Annotated in this window: 20 protein-coding genes; 4 read left to right on the forward strand and 16 right to left on the reverse strand. The window is 68.4% G+C overall.

All coding sequences use genetic code 11. From position 1 onward, the window contains the following. Window positions 1-19: 19 nt before the first annotated feature. Window positions 20-628, reverse strand: a complete 609-nt coding sequence (locus ACGFI6_RS19950) for a TetR/AcrR family transcriptional regulator (protein WP_393120488.1) — start codon at window positions 626-628, stop codon at window positions 20-22. A gap of 100 nt (window positions 629-728) precedes the next feature. Between ACGFI6_RS19950 and ACGFI6_RS19955 the strand changes: the two genes are divergently transcribed. Continuing rightward, window positions 729-1,940 carry a TerC family protein gene (locus ACGFI6_RS19955; RefSeq protein ID WP_393120490.1) on the forward strand — a complete coding sequence of 404 codons (1,212 nt, stop codon included), beginning with the start codon at window positions 729-731 and terminating at the stop codon, window positions 1,938-1,940. A 51-nt stretch (window positions 1,941-1,991) separates the two neighbouring features. On the opposite strand, the gene ACGFI6_RS19960 is transcribed toward ACGFI6_RS19955, so the two are convergent. From ACGFI6_RS19960 to ACGFI6_RS19975, 4 genes are read right to left on the reverse strand one after another with little or no spacing between them, the layout of a single operon-like run. Then, on the reverse strand, window positions 1,992-2,822 hold the full coding sequence (locus tag ACGFI6_RS19960; RefSeq protein ID WP_393120491.1) for a carbohydrate ABC transporter permease: 831 nt from the start codon (window positions 2,820-2,822) through the stop codon (window positions 1,992-1,994). Window positions 2,823-2,824: 2 nt separating this feature from the next. Next, window positions 2,825-3,775: a carbohydrate ABC transporter permease gene (locus ACGFI6_RS19965; protein WP_393120493.1), complete on the reverse strand. Its 951-nt coding sequence runs from the start codon at window positions 3,773-3,775 to the stop codon at window positions 2,825-2,827. Next, on the reverse strand, window positions 3,772-5,082 hold the full coding sequence (locus ACGFI6_RS19970; protein ID WP_393120495.1) for an extracellular solute-binding protein: 1,311 nt from the start codon (window positions 5,080-5,082) through the stop codon (window positions 3,772-3,774). The genes ACGFI6_RS19965 and ACGFI6_RS19970 overlap by 4 nt, the downstream gene beginning before the upstream one ends. Window positions 5,083-5,084: 2 nt before the next feature. Next, window positions 5,085-6,935 carry a glycoside hydrolase family 127 protein gene (locus ACGFI6_RS19975; RefSeq protein ID WP_393120497.1) on the reverse strand — a complete coding sequence of 617 codons (1,851 nt, stop codon included), beginning with the start codon at window positions 6,933-6,935 and terminating at the stop codon, window positions 5,085-5,087. A 158-nt stretch (window positions 6,936-7,093) separates the two neighbouring features. On the opposite strand from ACGFI6_RS19975, the gene ACGFI6_RS19980 reads away from it, so the two are divergent. Next, on the forward strand, window positions 7,094-8,092 hold the full coding sequence (locus ACGFI6_RS19980; protein WP_393120499.1) for a LacI family DNA-binding transcriptional regulator: 999 nt from the start codon (window positions 7,094-7,096) through the stop codon (window positions 8,090-8,092). 78 nt (window positions 8,093-8,170) lie between these two features. Next, window positions 8,171-9,358 (forward strand): hypothetical protein, encoded by a 1,188-nt coding sequence (locus ACGFI6_RS19985; RefSeq protein WP_393120500.1) that lies wholly within the window; start codon window positions 8,171-8,173, stop codon window positions 9,356-9,358. On the opposite strand, the gene ACGFI6_RS19990 is transcribed toward ACGFI6_RS19985, so the two are convergent. The 11 genes from ACGFI6_RS19990 to ACGFI6_RS20040 all read right to left on the reverse strand — a co-directional run bounded on the left by ACGFI6_RS19990 (window position 9,321) and on the right by ACGFI6_RS20040 (window position 23,505). Next, entirely contained in the window at window positions 9,321-10,289 is a 969-nt protein-coding gene (locus ACGFI6_RS19990; protein WP_393120501.1) for an acetylxylan esterase, read from the reverse strand. The two genes, ACGFI6_RS19985 and ACGFI6_RS19990, sit on opposite strands and share 38 nt — an antisense overlap. A 122-nt stretch (window positions 10,290-10,411) precedes the next feature. After that, a complete protein-coding gene (locus tag ACGFI6_RS19995) occupies window positions 10,412-12,721 on the reverse strand; it encodes a polysaccharide lyase 8 family protein (RefSeq protein WP_393120503.1) in 2,310 nt (769 codons plus the stop codon). 136 nt (window positions 12,722-12,857) lie between these two features. Next, window positions 12,858-13,673 carry a GDSL-type esterase/lipase family protein gene (locus ACGFI6_RS20000; protein WP_393120505.1) on the reverse strand — a complete coding sequence of 272 codons (816 nt, stop codon included), beginning with the start codon at window positions 13,671-13,673 and terminating at the stop codon, window positions 12,858-12,860. Window positions 13,674-14,119: 446 nt separating this feature from the next. Beyond that, the gene (locus ACGFI6_RS20005; RefSeq protein ID WP_393120507.1) at window positions 14,120-15,172 is read right to left on the reverse strand and encodes a nitrous oxide reductase family maturation protein NosD; all 1,053 of its coding nucleotides are present in this window, start codon (window positions 15,170-15,172) and stop codon (window positions 14,120-14,122) included. A 136-nt stretch (window positions 15,173-15,308) separates the two neighbouring features. Further along, window positions 15,309-15,830, reverse strand: coding sequence for a DUF624 domain-containing protein (locus ACGFI6_RS20010; protein WP_393120509.1), 522 nt, complete (start codon window positions 15,828-15,830; stop codon window positions 15,309-15,311). 110 nt (window positions 15,831-15,940) lie between these two features. Then, complete coding sequence (locus tag ACGFI6_RS20015; protein WP_393120511.1) at window positions 15,941-17,941, reverse strand: hypothetical protein; 2,001 nt, start codon at window positions 17,939-17,941, stop codon at window positions 15,941-15,943. Then, window positions 17,934-19,598: a heparinase II/III family protein gene (locus ACGFI6_RS20020; protein ID WP_393120513.1), complete on the reverse strand. Its 1,665-nt coding sequence runs from the start codon at window positions 19,596-19,598 to the stop codon at window positions 17,934-17,936. Before ACGFI6_RS20020 ends, ACGFI6_RS20015 begins: the two co-directional genes overlap by 8 nt. Further along, window positions 19,595-20,353: an SDR family NAD(P)-dependent oxidoreductase gene (locus ACGFI6_RS20025; RefSeq protein ID WP_393120515.1), complete on the reverse strand. Its 759-nt coding sequence runs from the start codon at window positions 20,351-20,353 to the stop codon at window positions 19,595-19,597. Before ACGFI6_RS20025 ends, ACGFI6_RS20020 begins: the two co-directional genes overlap by 4 nt. A 23-nt stretch (window positions 20,354-20,376) precedes the next feature. Beyond that, window positions 20,377-21,258 (reverse strand): carbohydrate ABC transporter permease, encoded by an 882-nt coding sequence (locus ACGFI6_RS20030; protein WP_393120517.1) that lies wholly within the window; start codon window positions 21,256-21,258, stop codon window positions 20,377-20,379. Beyond that, window positions 21,245-22,219, reverse strand: coding sequence for a carbohydrate ABC transporter permease (locus tag ACGFI6_RS20035; RefSeq protein WP_393120519.1), 975 nt, complete (start codon window positions 22,217-22,219; stop codon window positions 21,245-21,247). Before ACGFI6_RS20035 ends, ACGFI6_RS20030 begins: the two co-directional genes overlap by 14 nt. After that, window positions 22,216-23,505 carry an ABC transporter substrate-binding protein gene (locus ACGFI6_RS20040; protein ID WP_393120521.1) on the reverse strand — a complete coding sequence of 430 codons (1,290 nt, stop codon included), beginning with the start codon at window positions 23,503-23,505 and terminating at the stop codon, window positions 22,216-22,218. The genes ACGFI6_RS20035 and ACGFI6_RS20040 overlap by 4 nt, the downstream gene beginning before the upstream one ends. A gap of 223 nt (window positions 23,506-23,728) precedes the next feature. On the opposite strand from ACGFI6_RS20040, the gene ACGFI6_RS20045 reads away from it, so the two are divergent. Beyond that, on the forward strand, window positions 23,729-24,796 hold the full coding sequence (locus tag ACGFI6_RS20045) for a LacI family DNA-binding transcriptional regulator (protein WP_393120523.1): 1,068 nt from the start codon (window positions 23,729-23,731) through the stop codon (window positions 24,794-24,796). The last annotated feature ends 20 nt before the right edge of the window (window positions 24,797-24,816 follow it).

Below are 24,816 nucleotides of genomic sequence, written 5' to 3' on the forward strand. Positions count from 1 at the left end.
GGTCAGGTAGTTAGGTTGGCTATTCGGGGACGGGCAGGCCGGCTTCGATCTGGTCGAGCGCTGCCGCCAGCAAGTCGGCGACCGACTGCGGTGGATCGGCCCGCATCCACTGCGCCGTCACGACCGACCGGGCCGCACCGATCACCTCGGCGACCAGGTGCGGGTACAGCCCCGAGGTCCCGGTCCGGTCGGCGATCGCGGCCGCGAGCTCCTCGCCCGCCTGGGTGTAGGCACGCACGATCGCGCCCTGCAGCGCCGGCTCGGTCATCATCAACCGGATGCCGGCGAGCCATTTCTCGTCCGGCGGCCGCTGCCCGCCGTGCCCCTCCTGGCCGAGCGCGAAGTGCTTCTCGACGGCCGCGCGGATCGCGACCCAGAGCGGCTCGTCGGCCGGCCGGGCGCGGAGCTCCTCCGCGATCCGCAGGCTGCGGTCCACCTCGCGGGCGGCGATCGCGTCCGCCTTGCTGTCGAAGTAGTTGCGGAACGTCCGCAGCGAGACCCCGGCCTCGGCGGCGATGTCCTCGATCCGCACGTTGCCGTACCCGCGCTCTGCGGCGAGCCGGACCGCTGCCCAGCTCAGCGCGATCCGCGTCTCCTGTTTCTTCCGCTCCCGCAACCCATCGGCCATGTGCCAACCGTAGCAAAACTTGCCCAAAGAGCAAAGATGCCTTTTAAGCAATTTTCTGGAAGTGGGCAGTGCAAGGGCCCCACCATGGTTGGGTTGGTACATGACGACGGTGACGCCGCTGGTCTGGGTGCTGACGTTGCTGGCGATTGCCGGCCTGTTGCTGTTCGACTACTTCTTCCACGTCCGGTCGGCGCATGTGCCGACGCTGCGCGAGGCCGCGACCTGGTCGGCGGTGTACGTCGGGATCGCGATCCTGTTCGGGCTCGGGACGCTCGTGATCGGCGGCGCCGGCATGGGCTCGGAGTACTTCGCCGGGTACATCACCGAGAAGGCGCTGTCGGTCGACAACCTGTTCGTGTTCCTGATCATCATGACCGGTTTCCGCGTGCCCCGGGAGAACCAGCAGAAGGTGCTGCTCGTCGGGATCGTCGTCAGCCTGATCGCCCGGGCGGGGTTCATCTTCGTCGGATCGGCGTTGCTGCACACGTTTTCCTGGGTGTTCTACCTGTTCGGGATCGCCCTGCTGCTGACCGCCGGCAACATGCTCAAACCGGAAACCGAGGAATCCCACCAGGCGCAGAACCTCGTCGTCCGGCTGGCCCGGCGGCTGTTCCGGACCTCCGAGGAGTACGACGGCGACCGGCTCACCACCACGGTGGACGGCCGCCGGATGCTGACGCCGATGCTGCTCGTGATGGTCGCGATCGGCGCCACCGACCTGATGTTCGCGCTGGACTCGATCCCGGCGATCTTCGGGCTCACCCAGAACGTGTTCGTCGTGTTCACCGCGACCGCGTTCAGCCTGCTCGGGCTGCGGCAGCTGTACTTCCTGCTCGACGGGCTGCTGGACCGGCTGATCTACCTGTCGTTCGGGCTGGCGGCGATCCTGGTGTTCATCGGCGCCAAGCTGATCCTGCACGCCCTGCACGAGAACAACCTGCCGTTCGTGAACGACGGCGGCCACGTCGAGGTCGGCGAGATCAGCACCGGCCTCTCACTGGCGGTGATCCTGGTGGTGCTGCTGATCACGATCTTCGCGTCGCTGTTCAGCACCCGCGGGCGGACCCAGACCGCGATGGCCCACATCCGCCGGGACGCGACCGCGTACCTCGACCCGGAGTACACCGACGACCCGGCGGAGCGGGAGCGCGTCTTCCAGCGTCTGCTGCGGGCCCGCGACCACATCACCGACCTGGGCCCGAAGGCCAAGCAGCAGGTCCGCAACGAACAGGACCTGATGGACCTGTGCCGCCAGGTCGGCGAGGCCCACGCCGCAGTCCACACCGACCACGAGATCCACCCACGACTTTGAGCACCCGCCACTCACTTCCGGGCCAGGGAGACGGTTGACGGGTGCTCAAGGTCAGCCTTTGACGGCTCCTGAGGCCAGGCCGGAGACGTAGAAGCGTTGCAGGCCGACGTACAGGACCACGCACGGGATCATCGCGATCACCGACCCTGCGACCAGTGAACCGAAGTTGATCTCGCCGTACGCACCGGCCTGGACGTTCACCAACGCGACCGGCAGCGTGTACAGCTCGTCCTTGGTCAGGAACGTAAGGGCCCCGAGGAACTCGGTCCAGGCCGCGAGGAACGCGTAGAGCGCGACGGTCGCGGCACCCGGCGTGATCAGCGGACGCAGCACCGAGCCGAGCATCCGCAGCGTCCCGCAGCCGTCCACGTGCGCGGAGTCCTCCAACTCCACCGGCACCGAGGAAAACGAGTTCCGCATCACGAAGACACCGAACGGCAGGTTCACCGTGGTGTAGAACAGCACCAGTCCGAGCAGGCTGTCCGTCAGCCGCAGGGTGTTCATCTCCAGGTACAGCGGCGTCAGGATCGCCTGGAACGGGATCATCATCGACACCACCACGAGCGCGAACAGCACCGGCCCGCTGCGGAACCGGAACCGCGCGAACCCGTACCCGGCGAACGTGGCGAGCAGTGCCGTCAGTACGGCCGTGCTGACGGCGACGACCAGGCTGTTCCCGACCGCGCGAACCAGGTTCCCGGGGCCTTCGATCAGCGTCCGGAAGTTGTCCCACGTCAGGTCGAAGAACGTTTTCCCGTCCGGCGCCGCGACGATCACGTCGTTCGGCTGCATCGACCGGAAGAGGGCCCACAGCAACGGTACGGCGAAGACCAGGAACGCACCGCCACCGCCGATCACGTAAAACGTGTTCTTTCCTCGCATGGTCAGTCCTTCTCCCGGAGCAGGCGGAACTGGGCCGCGGTGACCAGGCCGACCACGATCACCAGCACGATCGACAGCGCGGTCGCGGCACCGAGCTGGAGCTGGACGAACGCGCGGTTGTAGATGTACTGCACGACCGTCGTGGTGTCCGTGCCCGGACCGCCACGGGTGAGGATGTAGAACTGCGAGAACGCGAGCAGCGAGCCGATCACCGAGATGATCACCGCCATCGCGATCGTCCGGCGCAGGATCGGGATGGTGATCTCGCGTTCCTGCTTCCACCAGCCCGCCCCGTCGAGCTCGGCGGACTCGTAGTACTCCCGCGGGATCGCCTGCATGCCGGCCATCAGCAGCATCATGGTCAGCCCACTGACCGCCCACACCACCAGCACGCAGATCAGCCCGGTCGCGAGCGGTCCGTCGACCAGCCAGGCCGTCGTACCGTCGGTGATCCCGAGCTTCTCGAGCACGATGTTGATCACGCCGCTCTGCGGCTGTGCCTCCAGAACGGTGACGAAGCTGAGCGTCGAGAGCCCGACCACGAACGGCAGGAAGAAGACCGTCCGCAACACCGTGGATCCCCGGCGTTTCCGGCGGACCAGGACCGCGAGCGCGTAGCCGAGCACCAGGATCGGCCCGGTCACGATGACCGTGTAGAGCAGCGTGTAGAGGACCGACTTGGCAAACGCGGCGTCGGAGACGATCGCCGTGTAGTTCTTCAAGCCGCTGAACTTCACGGATCCGATCAAAGGCCAGTTGGTCAACGAGATGATCAGCGCGAAGACCAGCGGGGCCAGCACGAAGACGGCGACGAACAGCACCGCCGGCGTGACCAGCAGCAGTCCGGTCCGGGACGGATGGGTGAGCGAGCCGCGGCCGATCCGGCGCGGCGGTGATCCTGCGATACGGGTGCCGGTGTGGCCGGCGCTCCGGACGCCGACGCCGGTACTCACGCCTGCCCCTGACGAAGGATCCGGTCGTAGTTCTGCTGTGCTTCCTTCATGGCGGCCTCCAACTCGCCGTCGAAGACGGCTCGGCGGAACATCTGCAACCACGGCCCGTCCGGCTGGTTGTAGAGGAGGTTGTAGGAAAGCGTTGTCGGCGCGTACCCCTCCTGGATGCGCTCCAGCGGCAGCGTCGCCAGCGGGTACTTCTTCGCGAACTCCGGTGTCCGCGCGTCCGACCGGACCGGGGTGTAGCCGCCGGCCGGCAGATCGATCTGCTGCGGCAGGTCCAGCGCGAACCGGACGAACTCCCAGGCGCCGGAGGCGTTCCGGGCACCGCGCGGGATGCACATGTTGTCGCCACCGTCGAAGAACGCGGATCCGCCGTCCGGCCCGGACAGCAGTCGCGGCGTCACCTTCTTCTGGAACGCCGCGTCGGACGCCGACACGACCACGCTGTAGTTGGACGGCAGGATCCCGATCTTCCCGGCCCGGAAGTCGCTGCCCCAGCGGGACGCGTCGTCGGAGAAGTTCGCCCTCGGCACGAGCCCGTCCACCCACAACTGCCGGTGCAGCTCGAGCATCTGGCGGACCGCGTCGTTCCCGGTGATGTGCCCGGACTGGCTGCCGACCGGGCCCTGGATCAGGTCGGTGTCGGCGGCCCAGACCATCGGCTGAACGACGAACCCGAGCGCGCCCGGGCTGTTCGCCGGGAAACTCCACGCATAAATGTCGTCGCCGAGTTTCCGAATTTTCCGGGCCGCGTCGAGCAGGTTTCCGAAAGACTTGACGGCCTCGTCCGGGTCGACGTCCGCCCGGTCGCACAGCTCGGTGTTGAACCAGAACATCGAGTTGTCCGCGAGGTACGGCACGCCGTACACCCGGTTCTGTTTGGTCGCCAGCCGCAGGTGCCCGGGGCTGAGCTTGTCCCGGAAGTCCAGCGCGGCGAGCGGGTCGGTGAGATCGGTGAAGGCGTCGCGGTAGATGAACAGCATCGAGTTGATGTCGTCGATGTCGACCAGGTCCGGCACACTCCGGCCGCGGATCGCGGTTGCCAGCTTGGTCACGTACTGCGCGTCCAGGACCGGCGTCAGCTCGACGGTGAGCCGGTTCTGGGACGCGTTGAACTTCTTCACCAGGTCGGTCAGACCGCTCTGCGTCGCTGCCCGGCACCACACCTGCACGGTGCCGGTCGAGTCCTGACCGAAGCCCGCCGCCTGGACGTCGGGTTCGGTCAGGACCGAGCTGCAGCTGGACGCAAAGCCGGCCGTGGTCACGCCGGCCGTGAGGCCGAGGAACGTCCGCCGGGTGAGCATCGTCAGGTCCTGGGCAGCCAGACGCGCATGGCACCGATCTCCCGGTTCGCCCACGCGTAGTACGGAACCGCCACGACCTCAACGTCCGCACCGGTCGAATCCGCCGCCCCGGTGCGGAAAGACCAACCAGGCTGATGCCCTGTTCCTGCCCGTCCCTGGGCTCTCAGCACGGTCACCCCGTCGAGCAAATCCGAAGTCCCGGACACAACAGGTGCCTCAGGCAACAGATGCAGGTCGTCGACGTTCGCGGCGTTGTCCGCCTGCTCGACGGCGTACACCAGCGGCCCGCGCTCGATCGCGACACACCCGCGGACGGCGTCGATCCGCGGATCGGCACCCACGACGCGCGGCGTGAGTGGGAGAACGAGTTCGATCTCGGTTCCCTCCGCCCGGGCGTAGCCGCCGGCGTCGACCGAACGTCCGTTGACAGTCGCACCCTCCGCCCACGCAGGAATGCGGAGCTCAACAGCAGTCGGCGCAGTCGCCGTGATGCGGACGGTGCCGTCCCAGGGGTAGTTGGTCTCGACCGTCAGCTCCACGTCGCCGGACTTGATGGTTCCGGCCGCGTACTGATGGATCTGGACCGCATCGTCGGTGCTCGTCGCCAGGTACCCGTCGAGACTCGCCAGCGTGCGCATGATGTTCGGCGGGCAGCACGCACAGTCGAACCAGCCGCGCCGCCCGTGCGCCGGGCTCCGGCCGTTGTCGGCGTACGCGTCCCCGCGCAACTGCAGCGGATTGACGTAGAAGTACTCCGAGCCGCCGAGCGAGACGCCGGCCAGGAAACCGTTGTACAGCATCCGCTCGATCGCATCCCCGTACGAGGCCTCGCCGGTCGCGAGCAGCATCCGCCAGGCCCACTGGATTCCGCCGATCGCGGCACACGTTTCCGCGTACGCACGGTCCGGCGGCAGCTCGTACTCGTCGCCGAACGCCTCACCGTCCCAGCGCGCACCGAGCCCACCGGTGACGTAGGTCTTCGTCGACCACATGTGGTCGAACTGCACCTTCAGCGCCTCGAGCAGTTCGGTGTCGCCGGTCTCCAGCGCGACGTCGGTGGCACCGGCGGCGAGATAGACCGCGCGCACCGAATGGCCCTCGACCGTGGTCGCCCGGCGGACCGGGACGCGGTCGGAGAAGTACGCCGGCGAGTGTCCGTGGCGCTCGATGATCCCGTGGCCGCGGGCGTCCACGAACCACTGCGCGAGATCCAGGTACGCCGGCGTACCGGTTTCTCGATAAAGCTCGACCAGGGCCATTTCGATGACCGGGTGGCCGTCGACGTCGACGGTCTTGTCGTCGCCGAACGTCGCGCCCAGATGGTCGGCAAGCTTGATGGCGACGTCGAGTAACGCGCGGTCGCCGGTACAGCGGACCTGCGCAACCGCCGCCTGGATCAGGTGGCCGGCGCAGTAGTGCTCGTGGCTCCAGACGAGTTGCTGGTAGCGGCCCTCGTCGCCGTACCGGAGCTGGACGACCGAGTCGAGGTACCCGTCCTCGCGTTGCGCGGCCGCGACCACCGCGGTCAGGTCGCGGATCCGCTGCAGCAGTTCCTCGTCGGGGTTGCGGCCGTACTCCCACGCCGCGGCCTCGAGCCATTTGTAGACGTCGGAGTCGGCGAAGACCGGGCCGATCGCCTCGCCTTCGCCGATGCCGGCCGCGAGCCGGAGGTTCTGCAGGTTGCCGGCCTTCTCCAGCTGGTCCTGACCGCTGGGGATCGCGTCGGCACCGTTGCGGGCCTGGCGCGGTGCCCAGAAGCCGCCGGTGATGGTCGCCTGGCCGAGTCCGAGGGGGCGTCGTCGGCCCTTCGTCGTGGCGGCCGGGCTGAGGGAGGTCTCCGGGGGTGCACTCATAGCGCGTGACTCCTGAGTTAGGAAAATCCGGAACACGTTTTCCTGCACGAAGGTAGGTACCCGGAAGCGCCAGGTCAACCCCTACCTGTGGATAAACTCCGCGCTCTTCGAGATCCGTGCGGTACTGTCTGGCGGAAACTTAGGAAAGGAGTTGCCGCATGGCGTCACGGAGCATCCGCACGCCCGGAATCAAGGACGTGGCCGCGCTGGCCGGCGTCTCGGCGAGCACGGCGTCGAAGGCGCTGAACGACGTCGGGCAGCTCCGCGCGGAGACCCGCGAGCGGGTCCGGAGGGCCGCCGAGCAGCTCGGCTTCACACCGGACAGCCGCGGCCGCGCACTCTCCTCCGGGCGCAGCTTCACGGTCGGTCTGATCACCACCGACAGCTCCGGACGGTTCAGCATCCCGATCATGCTCGGCGCCGAGGACGCGCTCAGCGCCGGCGAGATGGCGCTCGTGCTCTGCGACACCCGCGACGACCCGCTCCGCGAGCAGCACTACCTGAAGTCGCTGGTCTCCCGCCGCGTCGACGGCATCATCGTGACCGGGCGCCGGGTGGAGCCCCGCGAGCCCATCGACGTACCGATCCCGGTCGTCTATGCGTTCAGCCCGTCCTCCAATCCGGAGGACACGTCGGTGCTCGTCGACGACCACGCGGGCGCCGCGTCGGCGGTGCGACATCTGCGGGCGCTCGGCCGTGAGCGGATCGCACACGTCACCGGACCGGAGTCACATCTCAGCGCGCAGATCCGGGCCGCCTCGACGATGAATTCGGCGCGTACGACATTTGTCGGCGACCCGTTGTACGGCGAGTGGAGCGAGCGCTGGGGCCGGCACGCTGTCGACGTACTGCTCCGCACGCAGCCGAAGGTCGACGCGATCACCTGCGGCAGCGACCAGATCGCGCGGGGCGTCTGCGACCGGCTGCGGGAGCTCGGCCGCTCGGTCCCCGACGACATCGCGGTCACCGGCTACGACAACTGGTCGGTGATGGCACTGGCCAGCCGGCCTCCGCTCACCACCGTGGACATGGAGCTCGAGGAGCTGGGCCGCCGGACCGCCAACCTGTTGCTCGACGCCATCGCCGGTTCGCCGCACCCCGGCCCGGTCGAGCTCCCGACCCGCCTCATCACCCGGGAGTCGACCCTCGGAACCTGACCTCGGGGCGAGTCCAGACTCCGGATGGTCATCCGTTCGTCCGCCGCTGGTTGCCGAAGACCCTCTAGATTGATGCGGGTGCTGCGCAAGATTGTGATCGGCGTGGCGGTGATTGCCACGCTGGTGGCAGGGGTGGGCACCGCGCGCCTGGTTCTCCCATGGACCGATCCCACCCACGGCGTCGTCAAACAGCTGGCGTTCCTGCGCGCGGAAATCGACGGCGGCGCGGACCGGGCGGCGCAGAAACAGTTTCCGGAAGGGTATTTCTTCCTCAACGTGCTGTACGGGCTCAGCTGGGTCCAGGTCGGCGTCGACGACCCGTCGAAGGCCCCCGAGGCAACCGCGGAAGTACGGTTCGCGCTCGACCGGATCGCCTCGGCCGACGGGACCGCGCCGTTCGACGCGTCGCTGCAACCGCGGTACGGCGTCTTCTATGCGGGCTGGACGAACTGGCTGCGCGGCGGTCTGATCGCGCTGGGCCAGTCCGGCGCCGCCGACCGCGAGCGGTTCAGCAGCGAGTCGGTCGAGATCGCGACCGCGTTCCGGACCGCGGAAACGCCGTTTCTGCCGGCGTACCCGGATCAGGCCTGGCCGGTCGATTCGGTCGTAGCGATCGCCTCGTTGCGCTTGTACGACGCGTTGGTCGCGCCGCGCTTCGGGCAGATCGCGCGGAACTGGGTGACCACCGCGAAGACCAGGCTCGATCCGGCGACCGGTCTGCTGCCGCACCAGGCGGCACCGCAACTGTCCGGTGCGCGCGGCTCGTCGCAGGCGATGATCCAACGTTTTCTGGTCGACATCGATCCGACGTTCGCGCGGACGCAGTACCAGCTCTTCAAAGCCAAATTCGTCACCGGGCTCGGCGTTCGCGAGTACCCGAAGGGCACCGGCGGAGAGGGCGACGTCGACTCCGGACCGCTGGTGTTCGGAATGAGTCTTTCCGCGACCGTGGTGGCGATGGGCGCGGCCCGGGCGCACCGCGATCCGCTGGGCGAGCGGCTGTCGCGGACCGGCGAGGTGGTCGGGTTGCCGGTCAGCGGGTTGAAGACGAAGCGGTATGTGTTCGGCGCATTGCCGATCGGGGACGCGTTTCTCGCCTGGTCGACGTCCGCGCGCCCGTTGGTCGCCACCGACCAGCCGGCGCTCGACGGTGAGTCCGGCTGGTGGCGGCTGCCCTGGCTGATCGTGCTGTGGTTACCTGCTCTGCTGCTGTGGGCCGGGCTCCGGCTCAGGCATCGCGGCCGAAGGCGGAAGCGAGCGCACTGAGCTTGCGCGGCAGGTCGTACTCAGCCCCGCCTTCGTGCCCGTTGTACGTGAACACCTCGATCTCCGCCGGACCCGCATAGCGGTGGTACGCGGCGAACACCGTCGACGGTGGGCACACGTTGTCCATCAACGCGACCGAGAACCACGCGGGGCAGGTCGCTCGGGCTGCGAAGTTCACCGCGTCGAAGTACGACAGCGTGCCGATCGCGGTCTCGGTCCCGAACCGGTGTCCCTTCAGCCAGCGGGCGATCTCGGCGTACGGGCCGTTGTCGGTGATCTGGGACGCGCGCCGGAAATGACAGAGAAACGGTACGTCGGCGATCGCCGCGGACAGGTCGTCGCGGAGACCGGCGACCGCGAGCGCGAGGCCGCCGCCCTGGCTGCCGCCGGCCACCGCGACCCGGTCGCTGTCGACGTCGGGGCTGCTCTTCGCCGCGTCGACCGCGCGGACCGCGTCGGTGATCAGCCGCCGGTAGTAGTGCTTGGCCGGATCCTCGATTCCGCGGGTCAGGAAACCGGGGGCCGACGATCCGTGTCCGTCGGGTGCGATGTCCGCAGTTTCCGAAACGGTTTTTCCGCCGCCGCCCTGCCCGCGGTTGTCCATGATCAGATGCGCGTACCCGGCCGCGCTCCAGGTCAGCCACTCGTACGGGATCCCCCGGCCGCCGTTGTAACCGATGTACTGCACGACCGCGGGCAGTGGGCCGGTGCGGTGCAGCGGCAGGATCAGCCAGGCCTTCACGGGTTGCCCGCCCCAGCCGCGGAACGTGACGTCCTGGACCTCCACGGTCGCCAGGCGCGCGTCGTACGGGGTGAAGACGGCGTCGACGGGGTGGTTGGCCGTGTCGTCGAGCGTCTGCTTCCAGAACGCGTCGAAGTCCGCGGGTTCCTCGGGCTCCGGCCGGTACTCACGCAATCGGTCCAGAGGCATGTCGACCAGCATTCAAAGTCCTTTCAGCAGAAGGGAAAGACGGCGGCGTGATGGCCCAGCGGAGGTGACTGCGACGGCCATGCCGTGGTCAGTGGAAGGTGATGGTGGCGGGCTTGGCGTGGTCAGTGGAAGACGATGGTGGCGGGGGTGCCGTGGCGGTTGGTGGTGTCGACGACGATGCGCCAGCCGTCGGCGCGGCGGGTGACTGTCACGCCGGCGTCGGCTGTCGGCCGGTTCAGGCCGGGTTTGTCGAGGTCGACGGTCACGGACGATCGGGTCTGCGTCGGATCCGCGATCGCCACGGTCCCACCGGCAACGACCACCGAGGCCGGTCCGTCCGCCGTCAGCTCGGCTACCGTTCCTGCCGTCCAGAAGTTCGCCGCCAGGACGCTGCGCAACCTGATGGCGTGTGCCGTACCGTCCGCCCGCAACCGCTGCACGGGGAGCCGCCCGGCAAACGTTTTCGTCTGCTCGAGCGTTGCCGTCGGCAACTGTAGGTAGTAGTACCCCGCACCGGCCGGCGCGGTACCGTGCGCAAACCACACCGTCTGGTACGGCCGGGCGATGACCTCGTCGGTGCCGTACTTCAGGTTGATCTCACGCCACGTCGCGGTCCGGTTCTCGCGCAGCGTCCGTACCGGAGCGCGGTCCGGGAATACGTACCCACCGGTGCCCTCAAGGTGGCACCAGCCCGGCGCATCCGTGAAGGTCTCGTTCCCGGTGCGCAGCTTGCGGTTCTCGACGATCGTCTCGACCTCGCCCTCACCGCTGATGTCCGACCCGAGACAGACCATCACGTCGTCGATCAGGAACCAGCTCTTCAAGGCCCGCAACCCGGTGCCGTACCCCCTCAGATCCATGCCGTAGGCACCGATCGTCCGGCCGGCGATTGACGTCCCGCCGACCCAGTCGGCCTCGCTGGTACTGCGGAAACCGTAGGAATCCGCCAGCCGCCGAGTGTCGACCGTTGTCCCCGGCAATCGGTACGGATCGACCGTCGGCCAGTAGTCGCCCGAGTAGTGCCCGAGGTCGTCGTCGTACACGAGCACCATCCCGTCGGACAGGTGCCAGCCGTGCAGGTTCTCGTTCTGGATCGACTCGTAGTTGTAGATCCGCGACGAGTACGCACTCAGCCCGATCGTGAACGCCGGACGGTGGTGCGCGGCCTTGTCCATCCGCGGGTACTGCTTGTGCAGCACGAGCGGGCCGCGCGCAGTGGCCGGCGACGCGAGCACGGTCCGGGCTGCGACCAGGGATGCAGGGTCGGTGACCGTCAGAAAGTTGCGGAAAGTGTCCTCGGTGATCCACTGCTTGACCAGTGCGGTGAGCTGCTCGGCCCGTTCCGCCGGTGCGGCCGGGATCAACCGCAGTGTGCCTTCGATGACGGTCTGCGTCGGCGCGTGGTTCTGCTTGCTGGGCCGGGCGATCTCACGGCCACAGACCGAGCCCATCAGGTCACCGCGCACGATCAGCGGATCGAACGCGTCGTTGATCCAGCCGTAGATGTTCTCGAGGTCCGGATCCGTGACGGTCCACTCCGTGCCGCCTAGAAGGTAGAGCAGCGACGAGAGCGTTCCGAGTAGTTCCTTTCCGTAGCCTCCGTTGTACGGGTGCTTGTAGTGCTGGAGGAACGAGCCGTCGCTGTAGAAGCCTTCACCGGTGCCGTCGACCCGGCCGGGTGCGTCGTTGAACGCGAGCACGCTGTTCGCACCGTTGTCCTCGACATCGCTGATGGCGTCCCGGACGCGGACGAGCGCGGCGGTGTCGCTGTCGAGGACCGCGCGGACCGCTACCACCGTGGCGATCCAGACCCGGTTCGCGCCGGTGGCGATCTGGCGGTCGGCGCGCCACAGGTTCGGGTCCGGCGTGTAGTAGTTGATGGCCTGCGTGTACGTCGCCCGGACGTCGGCGGGGAGTACGTCGTACAGCAGGACCAGCGTGTCGGCGAAGGCGGAGGCGCCGCCGATCTCCCAGTCGTAGTCGTTGTCGTAGCGCGGGAGGGCCGGGCTGTAGCGGTTGGTGTGCATCCATTCGAGGGCGGCGCGGATATCCTCGGCAACTGCCTCGTTTCCTTGGTACGCCGATCCGTTCGTGGCCCAGGCGACGGCGAGTTGCTTGATGCGGCGGAAGTTCGAGGCGACGTGGTTGGACAGGGTTGTGCTCGCAAGGTCCGGCCAGAGGGTAGTGCGGTTCGCGGAGCGGTCGAGGGTGGCGAGAGCGGACTGCGCGAGCCGGTCGACACGGGCGATCGCGACGGCGAGATCCGGATCGCTGGGGTCGACGGTCGGGCCGCCGGTCAGCAGGGTCTGCCAGCGGAGGCGAAGGTCGTCGGTGGCACTGCTCGCCCAGCTCGGCGACGGAAGCGCCAGAAGCGCGGTCCCACCGATCAGGCCGCCGAGCACAGTACGCCGGCGGAGCGTGAGGTCAGGCATGAAAGTCCTCCCAAGAAGTACGAACACGGCTGTTGCACAGGCCGCCGCAGCGGGTGGATCAAAGGTCCCCGGCGGCCACCCACTCACCGGCGGGGTCAGGCGCGGAGGGAACGAGACGGGACAGGGGGCGGTGAGGTTAGAGGGTCGCGGCGATTGTTCGGGCGCCGGTGGGGTTGGGGTGTAGGCCGTCGCCGCTGTTGAAGGTGGGGCGGAGTTGTGCGGGGTCGGCCGGGTCGCGGAGCGCGGCGTCGACGTCGAGGAGGCGATCGAACAGGTGGCCGCGGCGGAGTATCGCGTTGACATCGTTGCGGACCTGGTCGAGGGCGGCGGTGTAGCGGATCCAGCCCTTGAACGGTCCGATGGTCGCGCCGATCACCTCGAGGTCATGGTCGTGCGCTCGTCGTACCAGCTGCTCGTAACCATCCAGGATCTGCTGCGGATTGGTCTGGCTCGGCGGCTGCTGGATGTCGTTGATGCCGAGGAAGACCACCAGGGTCCGGAGGTTCGGCACGGCGAGTACGTCGCGGTCGAAGCGGGACTGCCCGCTCGGGCCGAAGCGCGCGTCGTCGAGCAGAACACGGTTTCCGCTGATTCCGAGGTTGCTGATCGCGGGGCGACGACGGAACCGGGCGGCGTACTGGTCGGGCCAGCGGAGGTTCGCGTTGTCCGGCGTTCCGACACCTTCGGTGATCGAGTCTCCGAGCACGGCCAGCGACGCGCGTCCGTTCGCCGGTACGTCGACGCCGGTGAGCAGGAAGACCGAGTTCGTCGGCCGGTCACCGATGTATCCGGTGGCATGTACGTTCCGGTGGAAGCTGAGCGGTCCGGTCGGCCCGGGCAGGTGCATGCTCACCGCGAGATCTCCACCATCCGGCACGGCGATCCCCACCGGATCACTCACCACCGTCGCACCCGCTGCGAGCACCACCTGCGATTCGCCCCCGAACAGCACCCGCCGCTCACCTCCCGACTGACCGGATGCAACACCCACCGGCCCGAGCACAACCGGCGAGACACCAAACGGATTCGCAAACCGCAACCGCACCGCCGGCCCGACGCCCAACCCCACCCCAGAGCCGGAGCCCGCCACCACGCCGGCGCCCGGCCACGAGCCCGACCCCGCACCCACTCCCGCGTCCGAGCCGAGAGCGAGTGGGATTGTTCCGGCGGAGAGGTGGAGGGTGTGGTGGATTGTGGTGCTGGTGAAACCGTTGAAGGCGTCCGGGTCGGTGGGCGTTGGTGCGGTCTGTGCGGTCGCCCAGCTAGTGACCCAACGGCGACGCGTGCCACCCGTGCCTGTTGCGGCAGCCGGTCCCCCCAGAGTCGTGGTTCCGACGAGACCGCCCACAGCACCGGCGGCGGTTCCTCGGAGAATGGTGCGACGGGACGGCGTCGCCATCAGCAGGCAGCTGTCGGGGTGAAGCCGGAGCCGAAGGTTCCGACCGAGTCTCCGCCGGCGTTTCCGGACATGGTGTTCCCGCAGACCTGACCCTGCGGGCTGCGCATGAACTTGATCCCACCGGACGCGTTGTCCGTGATGGTGTTTCCGTAGATGTTGTTGTCGATCCCATCGGTTTCCGTGTCACCACCGAGGCGAATCCCCGCGCCGGAATTGTCGTGGATCGTGTTGTTGCGGAAAGTGTTTCCGCTGCCCCGCGCGTCCAGACCACCGGAGCTGGGATCCTTCTGCGCGCTGCAGTCGTTGTTCTCGACAACGTTTTCCGTCGAGTTCTCCTTGACGTCCACGCACTCGTTCCCGGAGGTCGCGATCGTGTTGTCGTGGATGCGGTTGTTCCGGCTGCGGTCGGGCTGGTCGTCCGGGGCGCCGTTCTGACCCTGCTGCTCCGGCGCGGTGCCGAGGTAGATCCCCTCGCCGTTCTTCCCGCCGTCGTCGAACTTGAAGTCGTACACACCGCACGGGCCGATGGTGTTGTCGTGGACGTCGGCATTCGTGATCAGGTATCGCAGCCGCACACACTCGCCGCCGGCGTTCTTCAGCCGCAGGTTCCGCATCGTGAGCGTGCCGACACCGTCACCGGGCGAGGTGCTCATCACGTACACGAGCTTGTCGCGGTACCCGTCCTTGCTGGACGCCGACCCGAACAGTCCGTCGATCGTGAACCCGTCCAGTGTGACGCCGTCGTGCTGGACCTGGAAGATCCGCGAGTTCCCCGCGCCCTTCACGATCGCGTTCGACGGACCGGTGATCGTGACGCCGGAGCGCACCGTCACCGCATCCTGGAGATAGGTGCCCGAGGCAAGGTGTACGGTCGCGCCCCGCGGGGCGGTGTCGAGGGCCTTCTGGATGGTCGCGAACGGCGTGCTCGACGACGTACCGGAGCTCGCGTCGCTGCCGGACGGGGACACGAAGTAGTCGGTCGCGGCGTGGGCCGGCACTGCGGGCAGCACCAACGCGGCGCCGAGGAGCAGGATCGGAACGGCTCTGGACATGGTGGTCCTCCTGATAGGGCGGTCAAGAACGGACTAGGGCGCGTCTCCCAATTCCACGCCGTGGCGAGGAGGCGCTCGGTGCGGTAGCTCACCGTGCCGAGTGCCCCGCAGTAGGCGCTGAATCATCTGACCTGGCCTATGCGCGGTCGGCGACGAGCAGGCCGACCAGAACCGGAACTGTGGTGCCTAGGAGAAGCGGGCCTGCGGGAACGACGAGGGAGAAGACGGGTGCGGTGATGGCGGCACCGAGGATTGCGGTGCCGCGGGGAACCGAGGTGAAGGCCAGACGGAACGCTGAGCGGCGCCAGTCGGCGGCGGAATCGGAGGGTTTCCGGCCGGCCGCGACGGCGAGTGCGAGGTGGTAGGTGACCGCGGCGGCGAGTAGTCCGATGTGGATCATGAACAACGTCACGACGAGCGGGCCGGAGTGCGCGGCGAGGAACGACAGGTTGCTGATGGCAATAAGTACGGCGATCGTCATCAGGATGGAGTGCGGGAGGAGCGGGCGCCAGTAGGTGCGCCATCCAGTGAAGACGCCGGTGAAGCAGCGAGTGTCGCCGTCAGTGCGCCAGCGGTGGAGGGCGAACCCGACGGCGGCGAGCGCGGGCAGCCAGGTGACGATCCCCAGACAGAGGATCGTGAACGCGGCCCCCGCCATCGCAGGACTGGCGATCCACCCGAGCAGATCAAGAGCCCGCCGCCCCAACCCCGCGCCTGCCGCAGGGGATCCGGCTGAAGCGGAGTCCTTGGTTACCACGGACGCGGCGGTCATCGGGGCAGGTCCGGGGGGACGGTGATGTGGCGGTTGGGGGTTTGGAGGATGGCTCGGAGCCGCAGGCCATCACAATTGGCCGGGCCCGGGTGGTCGCCCGCTCCGGCGGTCGCCGGGCCGTCAGTTCTGATGGCCTGGGGATCCGCCACCAGCCCGTCGTCGCCGGCCAGCAGCACGGTTTCGCCCTCGAACGCGATGCCGTACCCGTGGGCGACTTCCAGTCGGCGGGCGGTGGGTGGTGACGGGTGCAGTGACGACGTCGGCTCGATCGTGGTCAGCAGCGTGACGGCCCGGGACTGGCGGGCGGTGGCGCGGAGGGTGTGCATAGTGCGGGTCAGTTTGAGGCTCGGCGTGCTCGACGTCGGGTTCGCCTCCACCTCGGTCACGGCAGCCTCGACGTCGAGCGGTGTGTGCAACCGGACCCACGCCTGCGCGGATCCGGAGCGCAGCGCGATCTCGTCGCCGTACTCGATCGGCCAGTCGGCGTGCAGCAGCAGAGTCCAGTCCCGCGGCGAGTCCGCGGCACATCGGTCCAGCAGCACGATCCGCCCCGCGGGGGTGAAGACGAGCGTCCGGTCGAGGCGCGTGATCCCCAGTTCCGGCGGGTACATCGCGGCGAGCTGGGCAGTCGCGTGCGCCATCCCGTCGGCGGCGAGTACGTCGACCATCCGCGCCTGCCGCTCGTACGGGATCCCCTTGTAGACGTGGTACCGGTCCTCGTCGGCGTACCCGAGGCCGTCCACCAGGATCAAGTTGTGATCGCCCGCGCGCTTCCGGTTGCTGTACCCCTCGTCGACCGCGAGGAACGCACCCCGCGACGTCAGCACGAACGACCCTGAGTCGGGATGGTGATGGCCCGCGCTCAGCGTGTCCCAGCCGCGTTCGCGATCCAACTGGTGCGACGTCTCCCACGCCTGATGTCCGCCACCTGGGGCAGCCTTGAACGACACCATCGTTGCCTCGTCGTCCCATCCGGTCCGCGCCGTGACGAGCCCGAGGTCCGGAAAGTACGCCGACAGCGGTGCGCTCTTCGCCGGGTCGACCGGCGGCAGCGTGTCGTCGTACCAGAGCAGCTCGAGGTACGCCTCCGGCATCACGCCCGGCTTCACGCCACTCGCGTACGCCTCGCGCCAGAAGAAATGCCCGGAAACCAGATCGGCGAGCCACTGCGCCTCGCCGATCCGGTACGCGGCCGCGAGTTTCCGGTACAGGGCGACGCTGTGCCCGCTGCGCCGGTCGTGGCAGTCGCCGTGGTCGATGTTCTCCTCGAACCCCGGCGCGCACTGCTGCAGCCGGTAGGAAAACGTGTTCGCGAGGAACGGGCAGCGGTCCCACCAGTCGAGAGCTTCCTGGTCCTGCAGCAGATCCAGGTACGTCGCCAGCCACGGCACGCCGTACCGCCAGTAGACGACGCCCTCCATGTCGGAGCCGTCCGCCGGCAGCAGGCCGATCACGGTCTCGAAGTTCGTCCGGGCCCGATCGGTCCACTCGGTCCGGCCCAGCGCGTACCCGGCCGCGGCCAAGCCGGTGTAGCAGATCCAGTTGTGGTTCTGCCAGTACGACGAGCTCCACCAAGTGCCCTCGGTCTCGACAGCGAACTTGTACAGCCGCGAGCCCTGCAGCTCGAGCTTGGCGCGCAGCTCGTCCGCGAGCTCGAAGTCGTCACCGAGCCACGTCGACGCGAGCGACAGGCCGTGCAGCAACCAGCCGGCGTCGAGGTCGTGGTCCGGCAGATGCGCCTTGCCCCAGTGCGGGAACCCGATCGCGGCCGAGATCCAGCGCGCGGCTTCGGCGCGGTACCCCTCGTTGCCGGTCAGCCGGTACGCGAGCGCGAGGTTCGCGGCGGCAGGCCCGAAGTACGTGATGCTCGCCGACGGGTGTTCGACCGGCGGCGTCTGCGTCCGGTACCAGTCGCACTGCTCGCGCAGCCGCCGCCACTGCGCGGCGTACCGCCCGTCGAGACCGGCACGCAGTACGTCGATGCGCTGCTCATACATTGGTGATCACCTCGGCGAGCTCGTCATCGATCGGAGTGGTCGAGTAGACCGTGCAGAAGGTGGCCTCCGTACCGGTCACCGTCCAATCGATCCAGGTCCGCGTCCGCTGCGGGTCATCAGCGGGCCCAGGGCCGGGCCGAGTCACCGGTACGCCGTCGCCGCGGTGGTAGCCGTACAGCTTCTCGTCACCGACCCACGTGGTACGAGTAGCCCGCGGGCCGACCTCGACGGTGAGGTCCACGTCGGGACGGAACTGGAGGACGATCTCGCGCTCCCGATCAGCTGTCACGCGGACGATGTCCAACAGGTAGTTGTCTGCGGCAATCAGCTGCCGCGTGGCGCGGACGCCGCCGTACCAGCCGTCAACCGTCGCGGTCACCGACCTGTCGTCGTGGGTGACCTCGCCCGTCGCCTCGGCCGGTTCGAGGCCGTCGATGCGGATGGTCGGGTGGGAGACAACGGACTTGTAGTGCGCTCGCCATTGCGCATGCCCGTACGGGACCTGGCCGGGATCAGGCTGCCAGGGCGTCTTCGCGCCGTACAGGTAGAGCGCGAGCTTGTCGTGATGCCCGTGCGACCCGCCGTGCGGTCCATGATCGAGAACGGCGTGGATACCGGCCGTACGGACGACCGCGTAGCACGAGGTGAAGTCCCGAGCTGGTGCGGCGCCGGTCCGTGGAGGTCCGCTGAACCAGCCCTCGAACCTGTCCTCCAGCCCGTCGTACTCCTGACCAACCTCGGCGCGAGCATGCGCTGCGACGGCGGACAGATCGACCGTCGACGTGAACTGGCGGGCGAGAGCCGCGATCTCGAGCCACTCGAGCGCCAGCGGCACCCGCCGGTACGGACCGTCGTGCAGCGCCGGAAGGATCCCGCCGTCGGTCGCGATGCCGGCGAGCGCCGCTAGCATCGCCTCCAGCCGATCGGGTACCGCGGCCGGGTCGTGCCCACGCAGGCTCAGCAGGTACGCGCGCAGAACGAACCCGTGGTAGTACGTGCTGCCCTCCCACTCCCAGCCGTCCTCGCCGGTCGCCACCTGCAAGTGCGCGAACTGGCCGTACTCCCCGGTCAGCCACTCACCCGCCGCGTCCCACTCCTCGCCGCGGACGGCGGCCGCTGCCTGGCTCGCCGTCGTACCGAGGGCGTTGAACCAGGCCGTGTAGTTCGACGAGAACTTGTCCTGGGCAACCATCGCGTCGCGCGCCCGCCGCGCCCCGGCGACCATGTCGTCGAGCATCGGCAGGGTCTCGTCGAGCGGCGCTCGTCCCGCCAGGTTCAGGATCGAGTGCGCGATCGGCACGCCCCACACCGCATCGGTGAGCGCCTGGTGGAAGAGCCGGCCGCGCTGCATCCAGCCCTGCGCCTGCTCGTGCTCCCCCGCCTTGGTCAGCTCCGAATACAGCCGCGCGTACGACGAGAGCAACTCCGCCCCGCCTCCGTCGTACGACAGCAACCGGATCCGCCGGGCCCAGAAGTGGTGTGCGAGTACGGTCCATGCGCCGCGTACCGCGGGGGTGTCGACGCGGCAACCGTACGGACACGGAACGCCACCGGCCGGAAAGTTTCCGGAATCGAATCCGGCCGGCGTCAGCTCGACACCGTGCGCCGGGCAGACGTACTCGTGCCACCAGCCGCCGCGTTCGGTCGGCGGATTCATCGGGGCCACGTGCCACCGTCGATGTCGATGGTGATGCCGGTCAGGTAGCCCGACGCCGGCAAGGCGAGGAAACGGACCGCGTTCGCGACATCCTCCACCTGGCCGGGGCGGCCGATCGGCGTACCGGCCACCATGGCGGCCTGCGCCTGCTCAGTGGAAAACGTGTTATGGAACGCGGTGTCGGCGATGTAGCCGGGCGCGACCGAGTTCACCGTGATGCCGCGCGGGCCGAGCTCCTTCGCCAGGCCCTTGGTGAAGCCGCGGATCCCGGCCTTCGCCGCGGCGTAGACCACCGACCCCGGCCCGCCGCCGTTGTGCCCGGCGAGCGAGGCCATCGTGACGATCCGCGGGTTCGCGGACTGCGCCAGGTGCGGGATCGCGGCCCGTGTGGTGCGGAACGTCGCACCCAGGTTGACGTCGACGACCTGCTGGAAGTGCTCGTCGGACATCTCCTCGACCTTGACCCGGCCGATCAGGTGGCCGGCGTTGCAGACGAGCACGTCGAGACCGCCGAGGAAACCGATGGTTTCGTCGAGCAGCCGGTTCACGTCCGCCGTACTCGTCACGTCGGCACCGACCGAAATCGCTTTCCGGCCGAGCGCCTCGATGTCGGCGACGGTCTGCGCCGCGGCGTCGGCGGAGGTGCCGTAGTGCACCACCACATCCGCCCCGGCCGCGGCCAGCCCGAGCGCGATCCCACGGCCGATACCGTGCCCGGCTCCGGTGACCAGTGCGCGCGTCCCCTGCAGTTCCATATCCAGCTCTCCTTCGATCAGTGTCATTTGATGCCCGCGGTCGCGAAACCTTGGACGAAGTAGCGCTGCCCGATCAGGAACAGCACCACCATCGGCACGGTGGCCAGCGTGGTTCCGGCCATCAGGAACGCCCACTGGGTGTCGTTCTCGGTGCGGAACACCGACAACCCGACCTGGATCACCCGCAGGCTGTCGCTCTTGGTCACCAGCAGCGGCCAGAGGAAGTTGTTCCACGACCCCTCGAAGGTGAGCAGCGCGACGGTGATGAACGCGGGCTTCACCAACGGCGTCATGATCCGCGCGTAGATCCCGAGCTCGCCGAGGCCGTCCAGCCGGGCCGCCTCCTCGAGCTCCACCGGCAGGTCCAGGTAGAACTGCCGGAACAGGAACACCGAGAACGGACTGACCGCGCCCGGGATGATCAGCGCCCACCAGGTGTCCAGCCAGCCGGTGCCGCCCTGCCCGGTGATGTCGTTCCCGCCGAACAGCGGCATGAACCGCACGATCAGGAACTCCGGCAGGATCTTCGTGTACGTCGGGATCATCAGCGCGCCGACGAACCCGAGGAAGATCAGCGAACTCCCCCGGAACCGCAACCGCGCCAGTGCGTACCCGGCCATCGACGCGATCACCACGTTCAGCACCGTGTGGCTGACGGCGATCACGAAACTGTTCCGCGCGTACGTCGCGAACGGCGCCGCGCGCAACGCGTCCGCGTAGTTGCCGAACGCCCAGTGCGTCGGCAGCAACCGGGGCGGTACGGCGGCGATGTCGCCCGGCGTCTTCACCGAGGTCAGCAGCATCCAGACGAACGGCACGATCATCACCAGCGAGATCGCGGCCAGGGTCAAGTAGAGCGCGAGCCGGCCGGCCCGGGCCCGCCCAGCGGTGTCAACGGGTGCCACGGTCGCCTCCCGTGATCCGCCGGTTCAGCAGGGTCAGGAACAGCAGCAGTGCGAACAGCACCAGGCTCTGCGCGCACGCGTAGCCCATCCGGAACTCGCGGAACGCGGACTTGTAGATCTCGTACGTCATCATCGTCGTACTGTTCGCCGGCCCGCCGTCGGTCAGGATGTACACCTGGTCGAAGGACTGGAACGCCCCGATCACCGAGGTGACGAAGACGAAGAACGTTGCCGGCCGCAACAAGGGGATGGTCAGGCTGAAGAACTGCCGGACCTTGGACGCGCCGTCGACCGCGGCCGCCTCGTACAGCTCGGTGGGCAGGCTTTGCAGCGCGGCCAAGTAGATCAGCATCTTCAGGCCGATCCCTTGCCAGATGCCGACCACGATCACCGCCGGCATCGCCCAGTCCGTCGACGACAGCCAGGCCGGGCCGTCCAGCCCGAGGAACGACAGCACGGCGTTGGCCAGGCCGCTGCGCGGGTCGTAGATCCACAGCCACACCAGCGCCACGGCGATCGTCGCGGTCACCTGCGGAATGAAGATCGCGGTCCGGAAGATCGCGCGCCCGGCCAGCCGGGTGTTCAGCATCAGCGCGATCAGCAGCGCGATCCCCATCGCCACCGGGACGGTGAAGAACGTGTAGATGCTGGTGTTCAGTACCGCGCGCCGGAAAACGTTGTCGGACCAGAGGTCGCGGAAGTTCTGCAGGCCGGCGAAGCGCGGTGGCGTGAGCACGTCGTACGAGGTGAAGCTCAGCACCACCGCGGCGACCAGCGGAATGCCGATCCAGATCAGTGCGTGCAGCAGCGCGGGCGCGACCATCAGCAGGCCGGCCCGCCGGCGGCTGCGCAGCAAACGGTTTCGGTGCGGAGCCGGCGACGCCGGACCGGGCGCGGCCGCGCGCACCCGGTTCCGGGCGTGCGGACGCCGGCGTTCGGTCGGGACGATGGTTTCGCTCACAGCCGCGAGATCGCTTCCTTGCTCAGGTTCGCCAGCTCGTCGATCGCTTCCTTGGCGGTCCGCTTGCCGACCACCGCGGTCTCCAGGGTGGTCTTGATCTTCTCCCGGATCTCCATCCAGGCCGGGGTGCCGCCCTCGGAACGTGCCTTGCTCATGTTGTCCAGGGCAAGCTTCACGAAACCGTTTTCCTTGACGTAGTCCGAGGTCCGCAGGTCCTGGACGCCCGGCACCGAGCCGCGCTGCTGCGCGGTCGGCAGGATCGATTCCGGCGTCCCCATGAACTCGACCAGCGCCTGCGCCGCGGCGGCGTGCTTGGTCGACGCCGAGCGGGACACCATCGTGCCGCCCTGCAGCATCGCGGGCACCTTGTTGGCCAGGATGAACGCGCCGACCTTGTCCTGCTTCAGCAACTCCGGCGACTGCTGCTCGAGCTGCACCCAGAGCGAGTTGTTCGCCATCATCATCGCGGCGCGTCCCTGCTGCAGCGTGCTCGGCTGACCGGCCGACGACTTGAACGTGTAGTCGGCGGACTTGTCGCTGATCACGTCCAGGAACAGCTGCAGCGCCTCGATCCCGCGGTCGTCGTTGAACTTCACCTGCTGCCCGGACTCGTCGAACATGTTCCCGTCGTTGGCGAACAGGAACGTCTCCCAGCACTGCCGGAGGTCGATCGAGAACGGGTCGAACCCGACCCGGGTGAGCTTGCCGGAGCTGTCCTTGCGAGCCAGCTCCTTGGACATCTCGCGCAGCTCTGCCCAGTCCTTCGGCGGCGCCTTGATGCCGGCCTCGGCGAACAGGTCCTTGCGGTACGTGACGATCCGGGTGTCCAGCACCATCGGCAGCGCGTACAGCTTGCCGTCGAACCGGGAGGGCTCGAGCACGCGGTCCTCGTAGTCGTACCGCTTGGCCAGGTCGTCCGGCAGCGGCGCGAGCACCTTCTTGTGCGCGAACGGCGGGATCCATCCGACGCCGAGCATCACCACGTCCGGCATCAGGCCGCCGGCCAGGCTGGTGGTGAGCTTCTCGTTCAGCGCGCCGTAGTTCGTGTAGTCGACCTTGACGGTGACGTTGGGGTTCTTCTGCTTGAACGCCGGCAGCAGCTTGCCCTCCAGCAACTGCTTGCCGGTACTGCCCTCGAACAGCGGGGTGAGCAGCGTGATCTCGCCTTCGGCGGGTCCGTCCGCGGCCGCCTGGCCGGTGTCGCCGGACGATGCGGAGCACCCGGTGGCGGCGGCGACCGCGCCGAGCCCCAGGGCCGTCAGGACTGATCTGCGGGTGTACTCCATGGCGCGCCTTTCGTGGTGCTGCGGAAGAGGAGTGGTGCAACGATCTACCAGCCGGAGCGACGCCGCTGGTGCGCGGCCGGTGCAACGATGCACCGCATGCTAGGAAGGGACTTCGTCCAGAGTCAAGAGGTGGGCGCCGAGCAAACTTGACTGGACTTTCGGCGATCGGTGTTGCATCGTTGCACTGCGAGACGGCAACACAACGGGGTGACAGAATGCGCGGGTGGGCGGTGAATTGAGAACTGGTGAGGCGACGATCCAGCAGGTCGCGACCGAGGCGGGCGTCTCGCCGAGCACGGTGTCGAACCTGCTCAACGGGCGCAACCACCGGATGCTCCCGGAGACCCGGCAGCGGATCGAGCGCGCAATCGACAAGCTCGGCTACCGGCCGAACCGCGCCGCCCGGCAGTTGCGCACCGGCCGCACCACCACGATCGGGCTCGTGGTGCCGTCGGTCGGCAACCCGTTCTGGGGCGCGCTCGCGCGCTACCTGGAGTCCGCGGCCCTGGCCGAGGGATACCACGTCCTGCTCTGCAACTCCGAGCGCGATCCGCGCCGCGAGCGCGACTACGTCGACGAGTTGTGGGCCGACGGCGTGCACGGCGTCGTACTGTGCTCGTCGCTACCGTCACTGGAACACGTGATGCCGCTGGTGGAACGCGGCCTGCAGTTGGTGGCGTTCGACCGTACGTCGCAGGCGGGCGACCCGGCATCGCTGGTCAGCATCAGCGTCGACAACTCGATCGGCAGCCAGCTCGCCACGCAACATCTCACCGACCTCGGGCACCGCCGGCTGGCGTTCGTGTCCGGGGCGCTGGCGAGCGTGAACCGCGCGGAGCGGTACCGCGGGTTCACCGCCGCACTCGAACGGGTCGGGATCGATCCCAAGACGTCGGTCCGCGCGCCGGTCAAGGGCGACGCCGACGATTTCGGTGACGTTGAGGCATCCGAGCTGGGGCGTGCCGCCGCGGCCGAGTTGCTCGCGCTGGAGGATCCGCCGACCGGGATCGTCGCGATCAACGACATGTGCGCGCTCGGCGTCTGCCGCGGACTGCGGGACGGCGGGCTCGAGGTGGGCAAGGACGTGTCGGTGGTCGGGTTCGACGACATCGTGCTCGCGGATCTGTACGCGCCGACGTTGACCACTGTCCGGCAGCCGATGAAGGAGATGGCCGCGGCCGCGTTCGCGCAGCTCCGGTCGCGGCTGGACGACTCCGGACCGACGCAGGGCCAGTCCCTGCTGTTCCGCCCGGAGCTGATCGTCCGGGAGTCCACGGCACCACCCGCCTGAGCAAGTCGAGTCGTGGGCGC

The sequence above is a fragment of the Kribbella sp. NPDC048928 genome, assembly GCF_043197975.1.
Classification (GTDB): domain Bacteria; phylum Actinomycetota; class Actinomycetes; order Propionibacteriales; family Kribbellaceae; genus Kribbella.